The sequence below is a fragment of the Microcoleus sp. S28C3 genome, from assembly GCF_036700785.1.
GTDB lineage: Bacteria > Cyanobacteriota > Cyanobacteriia > Cyanobacteriales > Microcoleaceae > Microcoleus > Microcoleus asticus.
Genome location: NZ_JAUBPO010000086.1, coordinates 1 through 23444, shown reverse-complemented (window position 1 = coordinate 23444; position 23444 = coordinate 1). Strand labels below are relative to the sequence as shown.

The following is a 23444-nucleotide window of genomic DNA, read 5'->3' as shown; positions in this document are numbered from 1 at the left end:
GGGATTGTGACAAATAGACACGCAACTTTAACGCTGACTTTCTTGCTACCGAATGGCTCAAGCATCCCTATTGAGTTCGTCATAGATACAGGCTTCACTGGGGAATTGTGTCTTCCTCTAGAAGCTGTTTCATTGATGGGCTTGACCTTTAGACACGACATTCCCGCAAATTTGGCAGATAATAGTGAAGTCTTGCTACCACCTCACGAAGCGATCGTTCTTTGGGATGGTGAAGAGCGAGAAGTCCTAGTCATTGCGACAGGAAGACGACCCTTGCTTGGAACTGCCTTGCTGGAGGAGCAAGAACTTGTCATTCAGTTTACAGAAGGCGGGTTGGTGACGATCGATGAGTTGTAGCTGTCGTCAAGGTTGCAAGTACGCGCGATCGAAGCTATCCCGTTCGCGCAGCGTTCCCGAAAAGAAGGGGATCGCTCTTTCCTCTAGATCGACAATTTACCATTTATAAGTCTCTACAAAATCATGTCACTTTTTCTCACCGACAGGGCGATCGGGGTGGTTTATTTGTTGAGTTAAGGTAGAGTAGAAGGCATTCAGATTGTTCAAAGTTAAACCGCTAGTGCAAAGTGTGGTGTGGTATTCTATGAATAGAAATTCAAATCGAAAGATTAATCAAGATGAGCGATTGAGTATCTATTCGGGTCTTTCCTCTTCTTTAAGAAAAAAATACTCGATTACTATCATTATCTTAATCGTATTAAGCGTACTCAGCATTTCTATTAAATCGGATAAAGTTAACAGCAATATTTGGAGTTTTTTAGTTGAATTAAAGGTTACATCGGTAACTTTAGTTCTTCTCTTTCTTTTTTGGCTTCCTATTTTACTTCCTTGGATTCTTTCTCAACTTCCGCAAGTGCAAGGTTCTTTAAATTGGTTACGCGAACAAGGCATTGAGGAAATTGAGACTAATATACTGAGAATTAAACTAAAATACGGTGTTCAAGAAGCCTCAGAAAAATACGAAGAAAAAATATCAGATATTGGGGCTATAAATCTAACATCTCAGGAAACGCAGCAGCAGCTTGAGGGACGCTATCGAGATGCCATAGCTTTAGTTGATCCTGCGAGCGATATAGATTCAACGGAAGCATTGAAGCGGATAGATCAATTGGCTGGCTATTACGATAGGGTTAGAGATGAAATGCCCTATGGACATAACCGCACAAAATTAATGCACGAAATTTCCTCAACTATGTGGACTTTAATTCCTAAAGTTATAAATTTTCCTGTTCATGAAAGACTAAATAGCCAGAAGGGGGGAGAGCGTTTGTCTGCTTACAAGCACGTTGAGTGGAACACATCAACTGATTATATAAATTTGTTAGTTTCTAGAGCCGTTGGTATTATGGAGATGCCCTACACTCAATACGCTGCTTTATTGGCACTAAGAAGAGTGGTAACAAACAATCAATTTGCTCCCAGTAAATCAGCAGAAATCATAGATATTTTGAACTGGTCAGCAAATCTTGATTATATGCAGCCAGAGCGCCGAAAATTAATGATTGAAATTGCTTCCCTACTAAAAACAAAGGCATAAAGCCTGCTAGTTCCGCCGCATAACAACTCGCTTGCACCCAACCGAATCAACGTCATCGGGTTAGGCACGAAAGGTTATTGGCAGCCGCTGAACAGCAACGTTAGAACGAGCGACGAACCATACCATCGATCGCGACAATAGCTAACCCGGATTTGGTATGACAAACCGCAAAAACTGCAAAAAACCCGGTTTTTTCAAGAAACCGGGTTTTTATCTATTCGATCACTCTCAACCAAATCTACAATTACTACAAGGTAGAAGTGCCACTTAAATCGCTACTTTTTGGTAGCTGAATGGGACTTGGATTCGCATTAAGTAAGAGGTCAGCTTCCTTACCAGAAGTATTAGCAGTGGGGGCGATCGCACTACCAACACTCGCCGCTTGCAAAGGAATAATTGGCTGAGTTTGAGCGCTGGTTAGAGATGTTAACAAGCTGTTAGAGTCGTAGATGAGAATGTCATCATCGATGCCACTAAAGCTATTCATGGTTGGAATTAAACCGCCGTTTAGCAAGATGTTATCGGTGGTAGTTGTGGCAGAAGTTACTGTCAAACTACCTGGATTAGTAGCTGTGGTTAACGGTTGGAAACTGAGAGTTACTGGCGCAGTAGTCATGCTGTTTGGCTGACTAATTGATGCAGTAGTCGTGCTATTTGGCTGACTAATTGATGCAGTAGTCGTGCTGTTTGGCTGACTAATTGGTGCAGCAGTTGTGCTGGATAAGGTAGTGCTAGAACCGCTGTCGATCGCACCTAGAATATCGTCGCTATCAACTGGTTCGCCAGTTAAATAATCGACATTTGAGGGAGTATTGAAAACTCCAGGCAGCGGGGTTCCGGGGGTGATGGAGACAAACCGAGAACTGTCGATCGCCTTCGCTTGAGTATCTTTCACCAAAGCTAAATGTTCGTCCGTACCTGCGATGCTAATCAAAACATCGTTAGTATAATTTTCGCCACCTTGAACGATTTGCAATTGGTTAAAAGTGAGGTCTTGTGTTAGTCCGAAATAATCTTGACCGCCCTGGAAGTAAACTATATTATCGAGTCCCGAACTTGGTGATAGCACAAATATGTCGGAACTGCTGCCGCCAATCAGCGTATCGAAGCCGTTACCGCCCTTGAGCACGTTATTGCCTTCGCCGCCGTAAACGCTGTCATCACCGTCGTTGCCGTTCAGGCTGTCGTTGCCGCTGCCGCCATTTAAGAAGTCGTTGCCATTACCACCATCGAGGGTGTCATTGCTGCTGCCGCCATCGAGACTGTCGTCGCCTTCGTTGCCCAAGAGGTTGTCGCTGCCAGCTTCCCCGGTTAGCAAATCGTTGCCGCAACCGCCGTCGAGGGTGTCCTTACCGGCACCTCCCAGCATGGTGTCGTCCTCGCATTCGCCGAACAGCAAGTCGTCGCCGTTACCTCCTCCCATTAAGTCGTTGCCGCTCCCACCCGTGAGGGTGTCGTCGCCGGAGTCGCCTGTGAGGGTATCGTCGCCGGAGTCGCCGACAACCAAGTCGTTACTTGCGCCACCGTCCATCATGTCGGTTTCGTCGCCACCGTAGAGGGTGTCTTCTCCGACTTCGCCCAATATCGTGTCTTGCCCTTGACTGCCAAATATCAAGTCGTTGCCGGCACCTCCGAAGAGTTTGTCGTCGTCGATGCTGCCGTCAATTTTGTCGTTGCCGGCACCTCCTAATAATTGGTCGTTGCCCGTACCGCCGAAGAGTTCGTCGTTGCCGGCGCCGCCGTCGATGCTGTCGTAGCCGGAACCGCCGTCGATTTTGTCTTCGCCTGCTTCTCCAAAAATCCTGTCGTCGTCTTCGTCGCCCCAAATGTTGTCGTTGCCGGCGTTGGCGTTGATGAAGTCGTTGCCGGCTTTTGCCCAAATGTTGTCGTTGCCATCGCCGCCGAGAATCGAGTCTGCGCCGGAACCACCGTCGATGTTATCCTCTCCGGTTTGTCCGAGGAGGGTGTCGGCTGCATCTCCGCCGTAGATTTGGTCGCTGCCGCGGCCGCCGTCGATGAAATCTTGGTCTTCGCGGCCGTAGAGTTCGTCGTCGCCGTCGTTGCCCCACAGGGTGTCATTTCCGGTGCCGCTATCGAGAAAGTCGTCGTCGTCGTTGCCTTCGAGGCTGTCGTTGCCGGATTGACCGAAAATGCGATCGCCCCCTTCTCCCCCTGCTAAAGTATCGTTGTTCGCCCCGCCGTCGATGTAGTCGTCGCCGCTGTTGCCGTCGGCGAAGTCGTTGCCGTCATTTCCGAAAATGCGATCGACTCCTTCGCCTCCAGTTAAGCTATCATCGTCTCCGCCGCCTTCTAAGTAGTCGTCGCCAATGTTACCGGAGAGGGTATCTTTGCCGATTTGGCCGAAAAGTCGATCGGCGCCTTCGCCACCATCAAGGCTGTCGTTGCCCGATTCGCCCCACAGAATGTCATCTCCGGTTTGTCCTAACAGCGTATCCTCGTTATCTCCACCCCACAGTTCGTCGTCATCGGCATTGCCTTCTAAGAAGTCGTTGCCTTGGCGGCCGTATAATTTGTCGCGGCCGTCATTGCCGGAGAGGGTATCGTTTTTGGTTCCGCCGTCCACGAAATCGTCCTCTGTTCCGCCGGCTAGAGTATCATTGCCACCTTCCCCGTAGAGGCTGTCGCTATCTTCGCCGCCGTCGAGTTGGTCATTGCCTAAACCGCCGAACAGGGTATCGCTGCCGGATTCTCCCAGCAAGTTGTCAGCGTCGTCTCCTCCCCAAAGGGTGTCGCTATCGTCGCCGCCGAACAGGGTATCGAGGCCGGATTGACCGTAAATTCGATCGCGCCCTTCGTTCCCCTGAAGCAAATCATTGCCCAAACCGCCATCAACAATGTCATCGCCACGGTTGCCGATCACCGTGTCATTACCGACTTGTCCGAACAAACTGTCGTTATTTTCGCCACCGTCGAGAATGTCGTTACCGTCGCCACCTTCGAGGGTATCGTTTTTAGTACCACCGTCGAGGGAGTCGTTGCCGAGTTCCCCAAAAAGTCGGTCTGTTCCTGAGTTGCCTTCCAGGATGTCATCACCACCGAAGCCGTACAGAGTGTCGCTGTCAGCTTGACCCAGAAGGGTATCGTTGCCTTCGCCTGCTAAGAGTGAGTCGTCGCCGAAACCGCCTTGCAATAAGTCGTTGCCAGCTTGACCGAACAAGGTGTCTTTGCCGTCGCCACCGTAGAGGGAATCGTTGCCTTCTGCTGCATCGAGGATGTCGTTGCCAGATTCTCCAAACAAGTTGTCATCGCCGGCTTTGGCTAATAAAGTGTCATCGCCTTGACCACCCCAGAGGTAGTCATTGCCAATTCCGGCATCGAGAATGTCTTTGCCGCTATCGCCGTAGAGAGAATCGTTGCCTTCTGCGGCTAAGAGTGAGTCGTTGCCACCTTCGCCGTAGAGGTAATCGTCGCCAGCTTGGGCTAACAAAGTGTCATCGTCTTGACCACCCCAGAGGTAATCGTTGCCTGCGCCAGCATTGAGAAAGTCTTTGCCACTATCGCCGTAAAGGGAATCGTTGCCTTCGGCTGCATCGAGGCTGTCGTTGCCGCCTTCGCCAAACAGGTAGTCATCGCCAGCTTGGGCTGATAAAGTATCGTCGTCTTGACCACCCCAGAGGTAGTCGTTGCCAACTCCGGCATCGAGGATATCTTTGCCGTCGCCGCCGTAGAGACTGTCGTTTCCTTCTGCTGCGTTGAGTGAGTCGTTGCCCGCTTCGCCAAACAGTTTGTCGTCGCCTGCTTTGGCATATAAAGTATCGTCGTCTTGACCACCCCAAAGTTGGTCGTTGCCGATTCCAGCATCAAGAATATCTTTGCCGTCGCCGCCGTAAAGGTTGTCGTTGCCTTCTGCTGCATCGAGGGTGTCGTCGCCCGCTTCGCCGTAGAGGTTGTCGTCGCCTTCTTTGCCTAGGAGAATGTCGGCATCGTCGCCGCCGTAAAGTTGGTCGTTGCCGAGGCCGGCATTTAGGGTGTCTTTGCCGGTACCGCCGTAGAGGTAGTCGTTGCCTGTTCCGGCGTCTAGGGTGTCGTCGCCTGCATCGCCTGCGAGAGTGTCGTTGCCGGCTTCGCCGATGAGGGTGTCTTTTTCGTCGCCGCCGGAGAGTTCGTCGTCGCCGATGCCGCCGTAGATTAAGTCGGTGTCTCCTTCTCCGTAGAGTTTGTCGTTTTCGCCTTCGCCGTAGATGATGTCTTTGTCTTCGCCGCCGTACACAAAATCGTCGCCAGCGCCACCGTAGAGTAAGTCTTTGCCTGTTTCGCCAAAAATTGTGTCGTTGCCGTAGCCAGCGTCTCCGGCAACGGTGTCGTCATCGCTACCGGCGTAGATTAAGTCGTCGGCATCGCCACCTCGGATGTAGTCTCGACCGGCTTCGCCGTATAGGGTGTCTCGGTCTTGGTTGCCGTAGATGCTGTCGCCGCCTTCGCCGCCGTAGATTAGGTCGTTGCCGAATTCGCCGTAGAGTTTGTCGTGGCCACCGAGTCCGTAAATGCGATCGTCCCCAGCATCGCCAGTGATAACGTTAACGGTATCGTCGCCGGTAATATTATCGTCATGCCGAGAACCTGCGACGTTTTCAATGTCGGCAATTTTGTCTTGGCCTTTCCAACCGTCGATAGCATCGCCTGTTTGTAAATTGACAGTAACGCCGTTCGGGTCGCGGCGGTAGCTGAGAATGTCGATGCCTTCTCCGCCGTAAAATGAGTCATTGCCGGCATTGCCAATTAATAAATCGTTGCCTTCTAATGCCCAAATTCGGTTATCTTTTTCGTTACCAATTAAGATGTCTTCAAAGCGAGTACCGATGATGTCTTCTAAATTTCTCAAAGCATCGGTAGTGCCAAAACCGTCTTTACCAGTACCGGCAGCAATTTCAAAATCCCGTTCGAGTTCGGTGTAATATTCGCTGGGATTAACTGCGGTGACGAATTCTTTGAAGCGTTGATTGGTGTTAGTTTCGTAGTCGCTATTTTCGTCAATATTAACGATAACACCGCTGGGAGAATTGATGTAATTAACGAGATCGACTCCTTCTCCCCCATCTATTAAATCATCGCCGATTTCTCCGATTAACGAGTCATTGCCAGTACCGCCAAATAATTCGTCGTTGCCAGCGTTGCCGTTGAGAGTGTCATCGCCGGCTTGGCCTAAAAGTACGTCGTCATCGAAGCCGCCAAACAGGGTATCTTTGCCGTCGCCACCATCGATGTAGTCTTGACCTTGACTGCCGAAAAGGTTGTCTTCGTCTGCTTGTCCGTAAATATCATCGTCGTCGGCCCCGCCATCAATAATGTCTTGGCCGTCGCCACCTTCTAGCCAGTCATTGTTTTCGTTGCCTTGGATGATGTCGTTGCCGGCTTGTCCGTAAATTATGTCATCTCCGGTATTGCCGGAAAGCGAGTCTTGGCCGCTGCCACCGTCGATGAAGTCCTCGTCGGCGTTGCCTTCTACGGTGTCGCTGCCATCTTGTCCGTAGAGGATGTCGTTGCCTTCATTGCCTTGGATGAAGTCGCGGCCGCTGCCACCTTCGGCGTAGTCTTCGCCTTGGTTGCCTTGGATGATGTCGTTGCCAGTTTGGCCATAGAGTTTGTCATCGCCGGTGCCTCCGAGAAGGATATCGTTGTCGCTACCACCGTCGAGGATGTCGTCGCCATCTTCACCAAAAAGTTGGTCGTTGCCAGCTTGGCCGTAGAATAAGTCGGCATTTAATCCACCATAAAGTTGGTCTTGGTCTTCGCCACCGTATAAAGTGTCGTTTCCGGCTTCTCCTTGTAACAAGTCATCGCCTTGTTCGCCTCGCAAGTCGTCATTTCCAGTGCCGCCATTGAGGGTATCTTTGCCAGTTCCGCCGTAAAGAGAATCGTTGTTTTCTTCTCCTTTTAAATCATCGTCTCCTTCTTCGCCATAAAGTTTGTCTTCACCTTGGCCGCCGTATAAGGAATCATTTTCGGTGCCGCCGTAGAGAGAGTCGTTGCCATTTTCTCCTCGGAGGTCATCGGCACCTTGTTCGCCGCGAAGTTCGTCTTCACCATCGCCGCCGTAGAGGAAGTCGTTATCTTGGCCGCCGTAAAGGGTGTCGTTGCCGTTTTCTCCTCTTAAATCGTCGCTACCTTCATCACCTCGAAGGTCATCATTGTCATCGCCGCCGTAAGCTGTGTCATTATCAGTGCCACCGTAGAATGTATCGTCTCCTTTTTGTCCCCAAAAAAGGTCGTTTCCGCCTTGACCGTAGAAGATATCGCTGTAGTCACCGCCGATCATTTGATCGTCAAAATTTGAGCCGCTGATGATTTCGATATTTCCGAGAGTATCTACAGTTTTCTCGCCTTTTACAACAAAGCCATCTTCAACTTTGTAAACATCTTTGCCAGCAAGTTTATCTGCTCGAACTTTAATACCAATTGGACTGCCGGAGTAACTAGCAGTATCAGTTCCTCCACCACCATCTAAAAAGTCGAAGCCAGAACCACCTGTTAAGTTGTCGCTGCCATTTCCACCTTGTAGAACATCGTTGCGTCCTCCTCCTAGAATGTCGCCATCTCCTTTAATCCAGTCATCATTTTCTGTCCCTGGTCGCAGGGATTGGTTACTATCTGGAAAGTAGTAACCAGTTGAATTGACCTGATAAAAAGAATTCTTGAAGTAGTTTTGAATTTGATTCCGCCATTTCCAGACATAAGCGATATCTGGATTTCCGTTAAGATCGTGATCGTATATGGGGTTTCCATGCTGAACCAATTGCTTAAATCCTGTTTTTCCTGCTTCTATGATGTGCAGGATTTTAGCTATAGGATTTGAGATTTCGCTAGATGAGAGTTGTAACTTAGTTACTAAATCATTTGAGTTTCTGACATTAATACCGTCTCCCAAGCTAGAATTGTTGACATAGTTTTCTCCTGAAACAAGGGAAAGACCAGCAGTAGCATAGGCTGTTGGTGAACCAAGAGTAATAACTTTACTATTGGATTGGTTCAGTTGACCTCCCAAAGTAATGATGCCATCCTCAAGAAAGAAATTTCCTTGAGAATGTCCTATCATAATCAAGGAATGATTAGGATTATTTAGCCATGCACTTGCACCATTTTCTCCTGGTATCCATAAGTCATTGACATTCTCACTTATGCTTGGAGATTGGAACCAATATTGTCGCAGAGCTTCTTTTAAGTCAAAGTTATCAGGCAGTGCATCAATAATTGTTTGGATGTCACCTACGATTGGTAATTGACTTATAATGAAGTTGGTTAAGTCCGCTGTAAATTGATCGTCGCTGAAAATGCTGGGACTTGGATTTTGAGCAAATTGCCAAACTAAATTAATCGTGTCCCCAAGTGTATCTATTAATTCAACAAGGGTAGAACCTAGTAACAGCTTCTCAAAAATTTCACCAACAATATTGCTTAGAAATATTGCAATGCTTTTAGGCAAATCATCGATAACAGAGTCATTATGCTGTGGAGAATACTGAGTAGAGCCTTTGTAGTCTTGGAGAATATTTAAAGAAGAATCACCATTTTCCGAAAGAAGCTTAACAGCTTTTTGAATAGCTTGTGACTGACCCTCGAATCCACCTGCATCGACAAAGATTCCATTAATAAAAATAACACGAGTCTTGTCAGAAGTTTCAAGGATTTCTTTCCAAACAGGATCAAAATTAAAGTTAGAATTAGTAGCCATGATTTTTATCCTCGCGTGGTAGATACAATGTGTGATGAAAATTGACAAAGCGACTCTATCGACAAGCCCGATCGCACTTCTGCACTTTCGTACTCTCTAGCTCTCGTATATCCGTCATTTACCCAAACTGAAGTCTCGCGAAGCGCGATCGCACTTCAACTCTGTCGTCGCAATTACTGGTTCAAATCAACTCAATAAATGCAACCGTGGAAATAGATTAAACCAACATCGGAAGAAGCCCTTTCCAATATCCGTTGGGAATTTGGTTCGGATTGCGATCGGGAAGTTACGGGCGATGCGACTTTTGGATAAATCTCAACAAGTGCGATCGCACTTAGCAATTTTCCTTCTGTTTACTTATCAGGGTGAGATCAGTAGTTTTATGCAAAACTCTCAAGTTTTTTTGATAAAGTTTTGCAAACACTGATGAAAGTACGGAACAACGGGTGTTTTCGGGATTTAAGGGCGATCGCCCCTAAAGCCTTTTTGTTCTTCCTATTTACTTATCAGGGTGAGATCAGTAGTTTTATGCAAAACTCTCAAGTTTTTTTGGTCGAGTTTGGCAAACACTGTGTGGAAGTACCGAACAACGGGTGTTTTCGGAATTTCAGGGCGCTCGATGTTACGCAGGGGTGGTCAGAAACCGGGTTTTTCGCAGAATACTTCGTTACAAACCTGCATAAATCGCAAAAACCCGGTTTATGCAGGTTTTGATGCGTCTTAACAAAAATTCACATCTAATTGAACGACCCAATCCACCGCACAGCAAGACTTTCAACCCTCCGATCAAAAAAACTTTCAGAATTTCGCATAAATTCCTCCAACTTACCCTGATAAGTAAATGTAGGAACAAAGTTGCGGCCGCACTGAACTATGAATGATGAGTACATCCCCTCCGAGGGGGAAGACCGCCCATCCGAGAACCAAACCGATGCTGTTGAGGGTGAGGGAGAATCGAATTTATCCGAGAACCAAACCGATGCTGTTGAGGGTGAGGGAGAATCGAATTTATCCCACAGACAACTTCTATATCAAGAGCTCGATCGGCTTGTCACCCAAATTTCCCAGCATCCTCCCGGTTGGAAGCGCAGCCGTTTGTTGAACCAGCTTCTGACTAAGATGAAAAACTCCGGCCTGATCTGGAAGGAAAATCTACCTTACTATGAAGATGCTTTGCAAGAACAGTGGGATTTTTTCTCTAGCAATTTGTGCGAATCCCGCACTGGAACTCAGTACGATCGCACTCGCGGCAATGTCATTACTTGGTTCAATTATTATTTGAAGCGACGGCTGCAAAATTTGGCTTTGAGACTAGAGAGAGAAAATAACAGGAGATGCAGTAGCAAAACAATATTCAAAGAAGGAAAAAAAATCGAAAAAATCGAAGACTTACCCGATCGCGATCGAACTCACATTCTCGAAACAGCTCAGCTTTTTACAGAACTTCAAGCCTGGATTGATACCGATCCCGATCGGGTGTTGAGTAAACACGTTAGAGGGCGACCAGATATAACTTGTCAAGTTATATTAAAAGGTTTATCAGCGGGCAAAAGTTTCACCGTATTAGCAGCAGAACTTTCCTGCTCGTATTCTACCCTGTATGCCTTTCACCGAGTTCAATGTCGCCCTCACTTGCAAATATTTCGCTAAAATCACGAATCTCAATCATTAAAGGAGTTAACAATGGCACAAAGTAACAGTATCGGAAACCAATCCTTGCCAATGCCTATTACCCAAAAGGCAATTTTTTCAGCACGGCAATTTGCTTCCGAACAGCGCCACCCCAAAAAAAAAGAACAAGTTTATTTCAACACTTTGGCTGTGTTGGCCGTCCGCGATTACTTGACGCTTTTAGGTATTGAAACCAATTTAACTAACTGCGATAGCTGGAATCCAGTTGTTCGCTTGTTGGAAAATGTGGCTGATTTATATATCAAAAATCTAGGAAAAATCGAATGCCTTCCGCTGATAAGTTTGGCGAAATCTGGAGAAAATAATCGCATCAATTTGCCGCAAAACCTATCCAATAATTGTCACGTTCCCCCCGAAGCAAGAGAGGAGCGCATCGGTTATCTGGTAGTAGATATTGATGAAGATGAAAAGGAAGCGAGATTGCTGGGATTTTCCTCAACTGCGGGTACTGGGGAATTAGTATTGAGGGAGTTGTATTCCCTAGATGACTTCTTGCTCCACCTCGAACATATATCTGAATCTCAAGTCAATCTGCGTCAGTGGCTGGAGAATGTATTTACATCAGATTGGGAGGCAGTTGAATCAATCTTTAATCCGCAGCCGGAGACTTCTCCTACTGAAATTGAAAACCCAGTGAAATCTAATTTAGGCAATTGGTTTAAGAATGTTGCCGAAACAGGTTGGCAGAAATTTGAGCAAGGTAAACAAAATTTAGACGACCTACTTTTTCCTGACGAAACCCCCAATTTTGCCTTCCGAGGAGGTGGAAATTCGAGAGCCGAATCTGCGTTGCAGGGCAGTCAAAGCAGTATCAATAGGTTTCCCGAAGCTGATGTCACGCGGGCTAAATTGATTGACTTGGGTATGCGTTTGGGAAGGACGAGTGTTGCTTTGTTGGTTGCTGTTGCTGAAGAGGACGATCGCACTCTCAGAGTTCACGTCCAACTGCATCCGGCGATCGGACAACCTTACCTGCCAGTCAATATTAAACTGTCCTTAATATCAGACACCGGAGACAATCTACACGAGGTAGAAGCAACAGTTCAGAACTTGTGCATTTTGCTGAACGATTTTCACGTTGAGCCAGACGAGAGCTTTAGTATTCGAGTAACTTTAGATGATTTAAGCATAACAGAAACTTTTGTGGTATGATACTTTAATTAACTGCAATCGCATACAATTTATGAGCTGGACTGTCATCTTGGCTTTGGGGTATGGGGATTTAAAAAATGGTTTTTCTCATGTGACAGCGGAGTTAAAAAAAGAAGGAGAAACTGTAGCTCAACGTTTCGCAAGCTTGCCACCAGCGCCTCAAATTCAGGAGTTGCATAAAAGGTGGAGCGCTAGTTGTGGCGCATCCCAATATAACAGAAGCGGTTCTCGGATCAAAATCAAGTCTGCTGGTACAACAAATATTTCTGAAGACAAGCCTGATGCTATATATCGAGGTTTGAAACAAGAGATGAATAAGTGGCTGAGTGCTGAGGAATTTTACAGAAAAATTGAGGCGCAACTCAGAACACAAATCAGCAATCCATCGGAATGCGTTGAAATATTTCTAGAGTGCAATAACTCTCTGATTTGGCAGTTGCCTTGGGATGCGTGGCAATTTCGCGAAGACTACCGCAACTCGGAAATCATCGGCAGTTCCCCAGAATATGGAAAAGTTCCTCAACAGGCAACTATAGGGGGAATGCCTCTACCTTCGCGAGGTAGAATTTTAGGTGTTGTAGGCAACAGCAAGGGAATTGATGTTGGAAAAGATACAAAAGAGCTTAAAAAATATTTGGGCGAGCGTTGCGATATAAATTTTCTTGAAGAACCGACACCTCAACAGTTTCGCGACCATTTGTTTGATGAAAAAGGCTGGCAAGTTTTATTTTATGCAGGACATAGCGATAGCGATATTAATGCTGCCAATGGACTGCTATATATCAATCAAGAGCTTCAAAATAATACTGTTAGTTTAGAGGATTTAAAAGAAGGCCTGAAAAAAGCTATTTTTAAAGGGTTGCAGTTACTAATTTTCAATTCCTGTTCGAGTCTGGGAATAGCAGCAGATTTGGTGACTGAGGGCATTTATTTACCGTCAGTAATTGTGATGCGGGCTCCTATCCCGGATTTCATTGCTCAGGAATTTGTGAAATCTTTGTTTAGATATTTGGCACTCAAAGAACCTCTGTTTTTGGCGGTGCGAAAAGCTAAGGATGATTTGCTGCGCTATGAACATCAATTTCCGGGGGCGAGCGGAATACCGATGCTGTGTCAGCATCCAACATTTGAGGGGTTAAAATTACTAGAGTTGGGGTGCGATCGCCCTGTTATTCCGGCGGGAGATATTTTGGGCGATACAGCGATCGCGCGCCTAAATAACGATATCTCTATTATGAGATCTAATTTGATGCGCCGCCTGGGAATCGGTTTAGCTACTACCGCTAGCAGTTATATGTTAATCGGTCCAATTCTTGCCCCAGTTGCGAATCAACTTGGTATAAAAAACCACCGTTTGAATAAACCTTTAATAGCTAAATCATACTACAGCTTAGCAACTTTAATAAACCTCAATTATGCACAGCCTTACTATAATTTATCTATATTGTGCGACCAATTGAATGATGATGAATGTGCGTCTAAGGCAATGCAAAACGCAGTGTGGCGGGGACTTCCTGATGCTTATGCTCAAAGATCGCGATCGCTCCTGCTCGATAATAAACACGAAGAAGCTTTAAAAGCGATCGCCCTTTGTTTGGCAAACACTCAACACGACGGAGTAAAATCCGCTTGTTTCAAAAATCGGGGTTGGGCGCGGTTTAAACAAAAGCAATATGACGCTGCTGAAGCAGATTTAAGAATAGCAATAGGATTCAGAGACGATAGCCCTGAAGCTCAATGCCTTTTAGCACAGGTTCTCGAAATCAAAGGTAAGCCGCAAGCAGCCTTAGAAGCCTGGAATCAGGCGCTTAAATATTCAGATTACCGCGTGCCGAAACAAGATGAATGTATCCAGATTGCCCAGCAACGTTTACAAGCAAAAGGAAATATCAAGTGAAAATCAGGATTGCAGTTTTTATAGCTTTAAGCTCGATCGCAACTACCGCACTAGCAGCCAGTAACAGAATCTCCAACGGACTGATTATCCATAGTAGCGGGGAAGTTGCGATCGAGCGCCAAAACGGGCTAAGTGTCCGCCCTACCAGCGGTACGCTGATTTATCCGGGAGACACACTGCGAACAGCACAAAACGCACAACTGACGCTCCAATGTGCAGATTTGGGAATTAAGTTGATCGCATCGGGTGAAAACCAATTGAATAGCTGTTTGTTAGCCAAAGAAGAGTCGAAATCTGGTTGCAGCGAGGACTTGATTAAATGTCCCGATCGCGGCGACGATAAAATTGCTTGGAATAGCGCGCCAATTCCTTATATTATCAGTCCGCGCCACACGAAATTGCTCGACAGCAAGCCTATTTTGCGGTGGAATCCGGTTGCTGGTGCGACTCGCTATAAGTTGAGCCTCCGGGAAAACGGAGCGAAATTAAACTGGGAAATGACTGTTAGCGGTACTCAGGCTGTTTATGCGGGGGAACCGGCGCTGAAACCGGGCGCTAGCTACAAGTTGATTGTGGAGGCTAATACAGGTGCTTCATCAGAAAGCGCTGTTGGAGAGGGGAATATCGAGTTTGGGTTGCTGGATGAGAATGAGGTGGAAAGGGTGAAAAGTGAGATTGGGACGATCGACAAACAAGTACCTAACGAAAACGCTAAAAAATTAGCAATTTCTAGCGTTTATCTTAACGCAAACTTGATTGCCGAAGCAAGAGAAATTTTAGAAAGTTTACAACAAACAGGCGTGAAAACACCGCCCATTTATCGCACGTTGGGCGATCTGTATCTGGAAAAGCTACAACTGGTTCCCCAGGCTGAAGTCTACTATTCCAAGGTAATTAATACGGCGAAACCCGACGATATTGAGGAGTTGACAGCCGCTCGATACGGATTGGGACAAGTTCATTCAGCGATGAGAAATAATCTGGAAGCTATGAAATATTTGCAAATGGCAAAAGATGGATATACAACTTTGGGAGATTTGCCAATGACGGAAAAGGTAGAGAAGCAATTGCGGGATTTGCAAAGGAGGGAACAGAGGAAATAGTAACTGGATGTGACGTTAATTCTGTCAGGGGCTGTGACGTTAATTCCGGCAGGAAATGAATTCCATGCCTCAAAGCTTAAGTCCACTTTAGTGGACTGATATCAATTTTTTTTCTACAGTCTTCTTCAGTGGACTAATACCAAACTTTTTTCTACAGTCCTCTTCAGAGGACTTTCGCTATTAGGCAGGGAATTCATTGCCAGGCGGACTTTGGGACTGTCAGAGGGCGCTGATGGGCTTTCGCAATTATCAGAATGCACTAGATATCATCTACTAAAAAAAACATGAGACTAACACACAAAAAAAACCGCTTTTTCCTCACCTTCCTCTCCTTCACCGCCTTAGCAATGTGGGAAATAGGACTTTTCTTTCCATCCCAAACAGCCACAGCCCAAATTACCCCCGCAACCGACGGCACCAATACTCAAATTACTCCCAGCGGCAACCAATTCAACATCAACGGCGGCCAACAATCCAGCGACGGTGCGAATCTTTTTCACAGTTTCCAGCAATTTGGTTTAACTCAAGGGCAAACTGCCAATTTTATATCAAATCCCAATATCCGCAATATTTTAGGGCGAGTTGTCGGCGGCGATGCTTCGCTGATTAACGGATTAATTCAAATAACTGGCGGCAATTCCAACTTATTTTTAATGAATCCGGCGGGGATTGTTTTCGGCACAAATGCCAGTTTGAACGTGCCTGCTGCTTTCACTGCTACTACTGCGACGGGCATCGGTTTTGGCAATAACTGGTTTAGTGCGACTGGTACAAATAATTATACTCAATTAGTCGGAAATCCTAATACTTTTGCTTTTACAAATACACAACCGGGAGGAATTGTCAATTTAGGCAATCTGGCAGTGGGACAAGGGCAAAATTTAACTTTATTGGGCGGCACAGTTTTGAGTACGGGACAACTTTCTGCACCGGGAGGAAATATTACTGTTGCGGCTGTACCGGGTAAGAGTTTAGTCAGAATTAGTCAACCGGGAAATCTGTTGAGTTTGGAGATTCAGCCGCAATCTGTAGCGGGCAGTTTGCCTCAAAATTGGGTGTTGCCGGTTGCATCTTTGCCGCAGTTGTTGACTGGTGGCGGAGGAAGTGCAACGGGGGTGACAGTCAACGCTGGAGGGCAAATAGAATTAACTGGTTCTGGTTTACAGGTAGAAAATGGAGATGTCACTGCTAAAGAAGTAACTGCGGAGACTGCAACGCTGTCAGCTAATCGCAATTTGACATTAGTTGAAAGTCAGTTGCGTACAACTGGCGATTTGAATTTGCTGGCTAACAATACAGTGCGGGTGCGCGATAGTGTGGCAAATCCGTTTGTGGCTAATGCTGGCGGTAATCTCTACATTCAGGGAAATCAAAGTATCGATCTTTTGGCCCTGAATCATCTTTCGCAAACACCTTTTGTCAGCGGCGGAAATTTGACTTTAGTGAGTGATGGCATCATATCTACAGATGCTCACTTTAGAAGTGGCAGTAATATGTCAATTGTCGATCGATCGGGCAAACCTGCTAATTTTACCAGTTTGTACGATCCAATTATGCAGCCTAATGACTATACCTCTGGGGGATATACGGGGGCTTCCCTCAAGGTAGATACGACTTCGGGTACTGGAAATATTACTTTTAATGGAGATATCATAATTACGAGTCCAGATGCAACTTTGGCTGGTGCTACTACGGGTGATGAATTTATCTTGGGAAGTTCGCGATCGGTAATTTTGCGATCTGGTGGTAACATTCAAGTAGTAGGAAAAATTGATACTTATGCAAGTAATTCTAATAACGTAGGTCCTGTAATTATGCAAGCTACAGGCAACATTCAAACGGGCCTGATTGTGGCAGACTCTTTTGGAGGTGATGCTGGTTATATATCTTTGACTGCTGGGGGCAACATTTCTACAGGCAGACTTACTACTATAAATACAAAAGCCCTTGGCAGTAGCGGTGATATTACTGTGAATGCAGGTGGCAGCATTACTACTGCCGATATACATTCTTTCGGGTCAGGTGGAGCGGGTGATATTATTCTCAAAGCAAAAAACGATATTACTTTAGACTGTGCTTCCCCTAGTTTTTGCATAGAGAGTTTTGCAGGAGGAGTTCCTAACGTAATACCTACTGGCAGTAGTGGTAATGTTACAATAATCAGCGAACAGGGAGCTATTATTTTTCCTCCAAATGGAGTACATATAACCACTGGAAACAACGATTCCCCCGGCAATCCTGGTTCTGTAACGTTACAGGCAAATCGTAACATTAATCTAGATATTATAGGCTCAAATAGTACAGGTTCATCGAAAGCAGATGGTGCAAATATCAATATTACAAGTGTAAATGGCACTATTAATACTGGCCAAATAGATGCTACTTCTAACAGCGGTAATAGAGGTGGCAACATCAAAATATCTACTACCAATGGTGATATTAAAACAGGTAACGTGTCTAACCACGGCACATTGCGGGGCGGACAGGGGGGGATAATTAACTTTACTAGCACTAACGGCAGCATCACTACAGGTGACTTAATTTCAAGCAGCACTCTTCAGTCTGGAGCGGATATTTTTCGCCCTAAAAATGGTGGCTCAATTACTTTAAATGCTGGCAGCAATATTACGACTGGCAATCTCAATGCACTGGCGAGTTTAGATGGCGGCCCGATCGCACTTACGAGCGGCGGTACTATAGATGTCGGAGCGATCGATGTCACGGGCGATCACACTGCTGGAAATGTCACGCTTCAAGCGGAAAGCGGCATCAAAACATCGACTGTAGGAATTACAATTACAGGTGTTTCTGAGAATGGCAATGGCAGCAACGTTACTTTATCTACTACCAAGGGTGACATTAATATAGGTGAGGTTTTAGCTGGAGGAAAATTACAGGGTGGAAATCTTGAATTTACGAATAAAAATGGCAATATCACTACAAGTGTGTTAATTACAAGTTTTAATAGTTCTTCGCCCGATTTCACAACTAAAAAAGGTGGCACTGTTAATTTAAATGCTACGGGCAACATTACTACCAGCGACATCGGAGCGAGTGGCATTCAAGACGGGGGCTCAATCACCTTTAAGAGCGGCGGTTCTATAGATACTACCGCCGGAATCATCAATGCCATGGGCGGCAACAACGGCGGCAATATTTCCCTAGAAGCCGCCAACAATATCACTACAGCCGGAATTGGGGACTCGGCTGTATTGTTAAGCGGGTTCAACGCCAATAGCGGGAATCTTAGCATTAAAAGCGGCGGTAATATCAACACAACTGCCGGCCCAATTATTACCGCTGCGGCGAATGGTAAGGGCGGAAGTGTCACCATAAATGCTGGCGGAACTGTTTCGACATCGGATATTAATTCCCGCACTTTCGCTCCAAGTATTGCTGTGACTGGCGGCAATATTGATGTCAAGGCAAATGACCCTATTACTGCCAGTGGCAAGATCGAAACTAACCGCAACAACATTACTTTTAACGCTCCGGTAACATTAGGTAATAACCTGTCGGTCAAAATTTTAGAGACAGGCGATATTACTTTTAAGTCTACGGTTGACGGGCCTTACAGTCTGACTGTTCAACCCGATGTCGGAAGTGTTGATTTTGGCGATGCTGTTGGCAGCCTCAATCCTCTCAATAGCGTCAATATTCAAGATGATATTCCCAAAAGTTCCGCTGCAATTAACATTATTACTACCAATAATATTACCGCCCAAAATATCACCTCACCCGCAGGAATTTCTTTGTTTACTGAGAACGGAGAAATCACCACAGGTGATCTCGATGCAACTTCCCCTAACAATGGCGGTAATATCGCTTTGAGCGCTGGAACTAATATTACTGCGGGCGATATCAATACCTCGTCTGCTGGTAATGGCGGCAGTATCTTGCTCGACGCTACCGGAAGTATTACTGTTGGTGAAATTGACTCTTCGGCGCAGGGGAATGCAGGGAATGTCACGGCTTATAACCGCAGTGCTGCGGGCGATATTACTGCGAGTCTAATTAACGCTCAAAGTAGTCTCGGCAAGGGTACGGGAGGCAATGTCGAGATTCGGATGGGAAGGTTTTTTCGATCGCTCAATTTCTTCACAGACAGCAACGGCATCAATGCTAGCATTTCTACCGCTGGAAATCCTGGAGATAGCAGTGGCGGTACTATAATTATCCGCCACGGAGGCGCAGGATTAACGCCGTTTATTGTCGGTGATTCTGCCACAAATGGAACGGCGGGTGCAATTACTAGGGGAAATTCTGATCCTATTCAAACAATTTTGCCGGAGAAGTCCTATCGTTATACTTACAGACAGGATAGCGATCGCATTCAAATTATTTCCGTGCCGCCACCAATAGTTGCACCGACACCAGCAGCTACTCCAACACCCGCACTGACACCAGCAGCTACTCCAACACCCGCACCGACACCAGCAGCTACTCCAACACCCGCACCGACACCAGCAGCTACTCCCACGCCCGCACCGACACCAGCAGCTACTCCCACGCCCGCACCCACGCCCGCAGATACTCCATCGCCCGCACCCACAGCCGCAGCTACTCCAGCGCCTTCCCCAACACCGACTCCAGCGCCTGCAGGCACACCCTCACCGCAACTCCCACCGCGTTTACCCGTCGCACCTTCGGCAACACCCGAAAGCTCGATCACACCTTCGGCAACACCCGAAAGCTCGATCCCACCTTCCCCAATTCCCCAAATATTTATCGCACCTGCTCCAATTCCCGAAACTTCGACCGCACCTTCGGCAACACCCGATCCGATACCTGGTTTTCCCCTCAACATCCAACTACCTCAATTGCCCGATTCATTCCTACTGCCACCGCGCGCGCGCCCCACACAACCCTCAACTCCGACAACCCCAAACGCTGCTGCCCGCATAGCTTCGAGACCTACCCTTCCCTCTGTTTCCCAAATCACCTCCTCCCTCGCCACTCAACCGGCGATCGCCCCCCAAGCTTCAAACGCACCAAATTCAGCCCCCACAGCCCCTCTTGCCTCTCTAACCCAGCCTGTAACTCAGATTCAGCCAGCACCTGCAAGCTCGATCGTACCCGCGCCTGTAAGTGCGATCGTACCCGCGCCTACAAGTGCGATCGTACCCGCGCCCGCTGTCAGCCCAAGCCAAACTCCCCAACGAGAGTTAGCTTTTTTAATTGGCGATTTATTGGGAGCACAAACCTCGATCGGCCAAAATGCTGAAACGGGAAATACCCAATTAGCTTGGGAGCGTAACAATGAAACAATTATCTCCCTAGAACTTCCTTATACCCCGTCAGTTAACACCATTGCCGGAGCCGAAGCAAATAACCTGATTTCCACACAGACATCTACTGACAATTTAACTGTTTCAGTCGCAGAAACTCCGCCGGAAATAATCGAGCAAACTCCTAGTTTACCGATTGCTAATTCTGAACCCTTTGATGTCAATCTTTCTGATCTTTGGGAGAGAATAGCTGCAATAAATACAGCGCCAGTTCAAGATTCGCCAGTACCAACTCCAACACCCGTACCAATTCCCGCACCAACTACAGCGCCGGCACCAATTCCCGCACCCACACCAACTCCCGCACCAACTCCCACTCCCCCTCCCATCGCAGAAAATCCCCCACCCGCAGATATCCCAAATATCTTTCCCTCAGAAATTAGCAGGTCGCTCGTCGAAAAAACTTTAGACCAAGGCAATGCTAATAATGCTGTCGCTCAAATTGACCAACTCTTTGAACAAGACTACGAAAATTATTATGGGGAAAATTTCACGGATAAAAAAATCAACGTTCAATATCTAAGAGAAACTCTAAAAAAAATCAAGGAGGAAACCGGAAAGCAAGCTGTAATTGTTTACGCCATCGTCCGGATCAAAGAAGTGTCGTTAGTGTTAGTAGTTCCCGACGGGCCTCCTATTCTCAAACAAGCCCCAGTTAACAGCAAAACACTGCTAAAAACAGTGAAGAGTTTTCAGGGCTATTTGGCGGGCCCACAAAATTCGGAAGATAGAGGATATTTGGAAAACGCGCAGCAACTTTACCAATGGTTGATTTCACCTATATCTAAAGAATTGGATTCGTTAAATATCGATACGCTAATTTTTTCATTCGATGCAGGTTTGCGCCAACTGCCACTATCCGCTTTGCACGACGGCAAGCAATTTCTAGTAGAAAAGTACAGCCTCGGCTCAATTCCCAGTGTCAGTTTGACTAACACAAAGTATCAAAGTTTGAAAAACGCTCAAGTTTTAGCGATGGGTGCTTCCAAATTTCCCCACACTGATAAACCTGCTTTGCCTGCGGTGCCGATCGAATTATCTGCGATCGCCGGTACCAGAAGCGACAGAAAAAATCAAGCGGGATTCAGCAGAAATGAAAGTTTTCTCAATCCTGCTGCCGAATTGCCCTTGTGGCGGGGACGCTCTTTTCTCAACGAAAACTTTACCCTAGACAATCTCAGCAAACAGCGGCAGCAACAGGCTTTTGATATTGTTCACTTTGCTACTCACGCCAGCTTTGCTCAAGGCGAAAACGGACGCAAGGAAGCTGAGATTGATTTGTGGAACCGCTCTTTGGCGCTGGATGAATTTAGGTTGGCGAAGTGGTACGATCGCCGACAAGTAGAATTATTAGTGCTGAGTGCTTGCGAAACTGCGATCGGGGACAATACAGCAGAAATGGGTTTTGCGGGACTGGCCGTCCGCAGCGGTGTCAAATCAGCGCTGGCGAGTTTGTGGAAAGTTAATGATATTGGAACTTTGGGGTTGATGACCGAATTTTACGGCAATTTGCGATCGGAAAACATTAAAGCTGAAGCGCTCCGAAAAGCTCAACTGGCAATGATCCACAAACAAATTTTAGTTAAAAACGGTCAATTGCGGGGAACTCAAGGCGCGATCGACCTTACTCAATCGGCACAAGTAGCAAATTCAGATTTATCTCATCCGAAGTTTTGGGCCGGATTCACAATCATTGGCAGTCCTTGGTAATAGGCGATATCTGTAGGGAAATGGCACGGCGTCTTGTCCGGCGGGATATCTGTAGGGAAACGGCACAACGCGGTGTCCGGCGCGGAGAGTAACGACGACTACTATCTTTTTATGTCATAAATTTGCTATGAAGAGGACAACTCAACTCTAGTGGAGCAAAACCAGTGGGCAATTTTGATAAAATATTCAATTCTGAAGACAAATCCAAAGCAAGCTTTACTCCAGAGGAATCGCTAGCAGCGGTAGCACTTGTCGCAGCGTCGGCAAATTCCCCTGACACAGATGCTGATATCTTAGAAAGCATACTTTGGGAATCAGAAATATTTGCTGAATACTCGGAAGATGATATGTCAGCAATGTTTCAAAGACTCTCAGGTATTGCTACTCAAGACGGTTTAGGAGCATTATTTAATGCTGCTTGGGAGTCACTACCAGATGAGTTAGTTTTAGATACTTTTGCAATAACCGCAGCAATGTTTGTCGCAGATGGAAAAATATCTCAGAAGCACGAGGCTTTTCTCCAGGAATTCCAGCAAGCATTAGGTGTGGAAGACGAGGAAGCTGCGGAAATTATTGAGGATGTAATTGTTGCATACTCTCAAGAAGATGTCGAAGAGTCTGATGTAGAAGGGGAATTGTACGTATCTCCTGAAGGCAATTTTAGCGTCCCGATTCCAGTTGACGAGCAACGAGGCGGTAGAATTGATGAGGAAGAAGGCTCTGTTGCATTTTCTGATGACTTTGGTGTTTTGTTGAAAATTGATTATTTCCCTATTGCGGGTGAAGTGGAAGAAACAATCGAGTCGGTTGGCGAGGAAGCTTATCTCAAGTCTTTTTTAGACAATTTTGTTTCTCAGGCAATTATTGCTAATATTGCCAACTCTAAGTTACTTCACGCGGAATATTTAGAAGATGAAGAAGCTTATTTCGCGGTTGTTGATTTGCCGGCGGGTGCAACTATGAGCGTGCAGAAAAACCAGCGCCCGGCTACTAGGCTGGATGCTTACCGGGGACTTATGGCTTTTATCGCTGACGATTTTTGCTACACGGTAAGCTGTCAGCGAATTTATCAGGAGGGGGATGAATTGGGTTCCCTTGAGTCTGAAGTTGAGGGAATTTTGAACAAGATTTTCGAGTTTATTCAGACTATCGAATTCTCGGCACTCGCATAAACAGGACTTATTTAGGGGCTAAAAACCCGGTTTCTTTCTAGATGTCTTGCTACTCAACCCCATATTTTCATAGAAACTGGGTTTTTTTGCTAACCATCCTCAGAATATTAGACCTCTTGCGAAAGTGCGCTACTTCTAGGTAAAATAAAAGAAAAAATTAGCTCCCATAAGATGAATTACGAACA

Annotated in this window: 9 protein-coding genes; 8 read left to right on the top strand and 1 reads right to left on the bottom strand. The window is 46.4% G+C overall.

Annotation, left to right across the window (positions count from 1 at the left end; all coding sequences use genetic code 11):
* Positions 1-6: 6 nt before the first annotated feature.
* Together QUA13_RS23090 and QUA13_RS23085 are read left to right on the top strand one after the other, a co-directional pair.
* The gene (locus QUA13_RS23090; protein ID WP_333202250.1) at positions 7-357 is read left to right on the top strand and encodes a clan AA aspartic protease; all 351 of its coding nucleotides are present in this window, start codon (positions 7-9) and stop codon (positions 355-357) included.
* A gap of 244 nt (positions 358-601) precedes the next feature.
* Positions 602-1555: a hypothetical protein gene (locus QUA13_RS23085; protein ID WP_333202248.1), complete on the top strand. Its 954-nt coding sequence runs from the start codon at positions 602-604 to the stop codon at positions 1553-1555.
* A gap of 247 nt (positions 1556-1802) precedes the next feature.
* Here QUA13_RS23085 and QUA13_RS23080 read toward each other — a convergent pair whose 3' ends face one another.
* Entirely contained in the window at positions 1803-9245 is a 7443-nt protein-coding gene (locus QUA13_RS23080) for a hypothetical protein (protein ID WP_333202246.1), read from the bottom strand.
* 873 nt (positions 9246-10118) lie between these two features.
* Between QUA13_RS23080 and QUA13_RS23075 the strand changes: the two genes are divergently transcribed.
* From QUA13_RS23075 to QUA13_RS23050, 6 genes are all read left to right on the top strand, one after another.
* Positions 10119-10895 (top strand): hypothetical protein, encoded by a 777-nt coding sequence (locus tag QUA13_RS23075; RefSeq protein WP_333202244.1) that lies wholly within the window; start codon positions 10119-10121, stop codon positions 10893-10895.
* A gap of 33 nt (positions 10896-10928) precedes the next feature.
* Entirely contained in the window at positions 10929-12089 is a 1161-nt protein-coding gene (locus QUA13_RS23070) for a DUF1822 family protein (RefSeq protein ID WP_333202242.1), read from the top strand.
* A gap of 31 nt (positions 12090-12120) precedes the next feature.
* On the top strand, positions 12121-13986 hold the full coding sequence (locus QUA13_RS23065) for a CHAT domain-containing protein (RefSeq protein ID WP_333202241.1): 1866 nt from the start codon (positions 12121-12123) through the stop codon (positions 13984-13986).
* Positions 13983-15089, top strand: coding sequence for a hypothetical protein (locus QUA13_RS23060; RefSeq protein WP_333202239.1), 1107 nt, complete (start codon positions 13983-13985; stop codon positions 15087-15089). Before QUA13_RS23065 ends, QUA13_RS23060 begins: the two co-directional genes overlap by 4 nt.
* Positions 15090-15436: 347 nt before the next feature.
* The gene (locus QUA13_RS23055; protein WP_445242741.1) at positions 15437-22087 is read left to right on the top strand and encodes a CHAT domain-containing protein; all 6651 of its coding nucleotides are present in this window, start codon (positions 15437-15439) and stop codon (positions 22085-22087) included.
* A 164-nt stretch (positions 22088-22251) separates the two neighbouring features.
* Positions 22252-23259 carry a tellurite resistance TerB family protein gene (locus QUA13_RS23050; RefSeq protein WP_333202235.1) on the top strand — a complete coding sequence of 336 codons (1008 nt, stop codon included), beginning with the start codon at positions 22252-22254 and terminating at the stop codon, positions 23257-23259.
* The last annotated feature ends 185 nt before the right edge of the window (positions 23260-23444 follow it).

Coding starts and splice junctions, on each gene's coding strand:
- QUA13_RS23085 (WP_333202248.1), top strand. CDS start 602: ATGAATAGAAATTCAAATCGAAAGATTAATCAAGATGAGCGATTGAGT.
- QUA13_RS23080 (WP_333202246.1), bottom strand. CDS start 9,245: ATGGCTACTAATTCTAACTTTAATTTTGATCCTGTTTGGAAAGAAATC.
- QUA13_RS23075 (WP_333202244.1), top strand. CDS start 10,119: ATGAATGATGAGTACATCCCCTCCGAGGGGGAAGACCGCCCATCCGAG.
- QUA13_RS23070 (WP_333202242.1), top strand. CDS start 10,929: ATGGCACAAAGTAACAGTATCGGAAACCAATCCTTGCCAATGCCTATT.
- QUA13_RS23065 (WP_333202241.1), top strand. CDS start 12,121: ATGAGCTGGACTGTCATCTTGGCTTTGGGGTATGGGGATTTAAAAAAT.
- QUA13_RS23055 (WP_445242741.1), top strand. CDS start 15,437: ATGTGGGAAATAGGACTTTTCTTTCCATCCCAAACAGCCACAGCCCAA.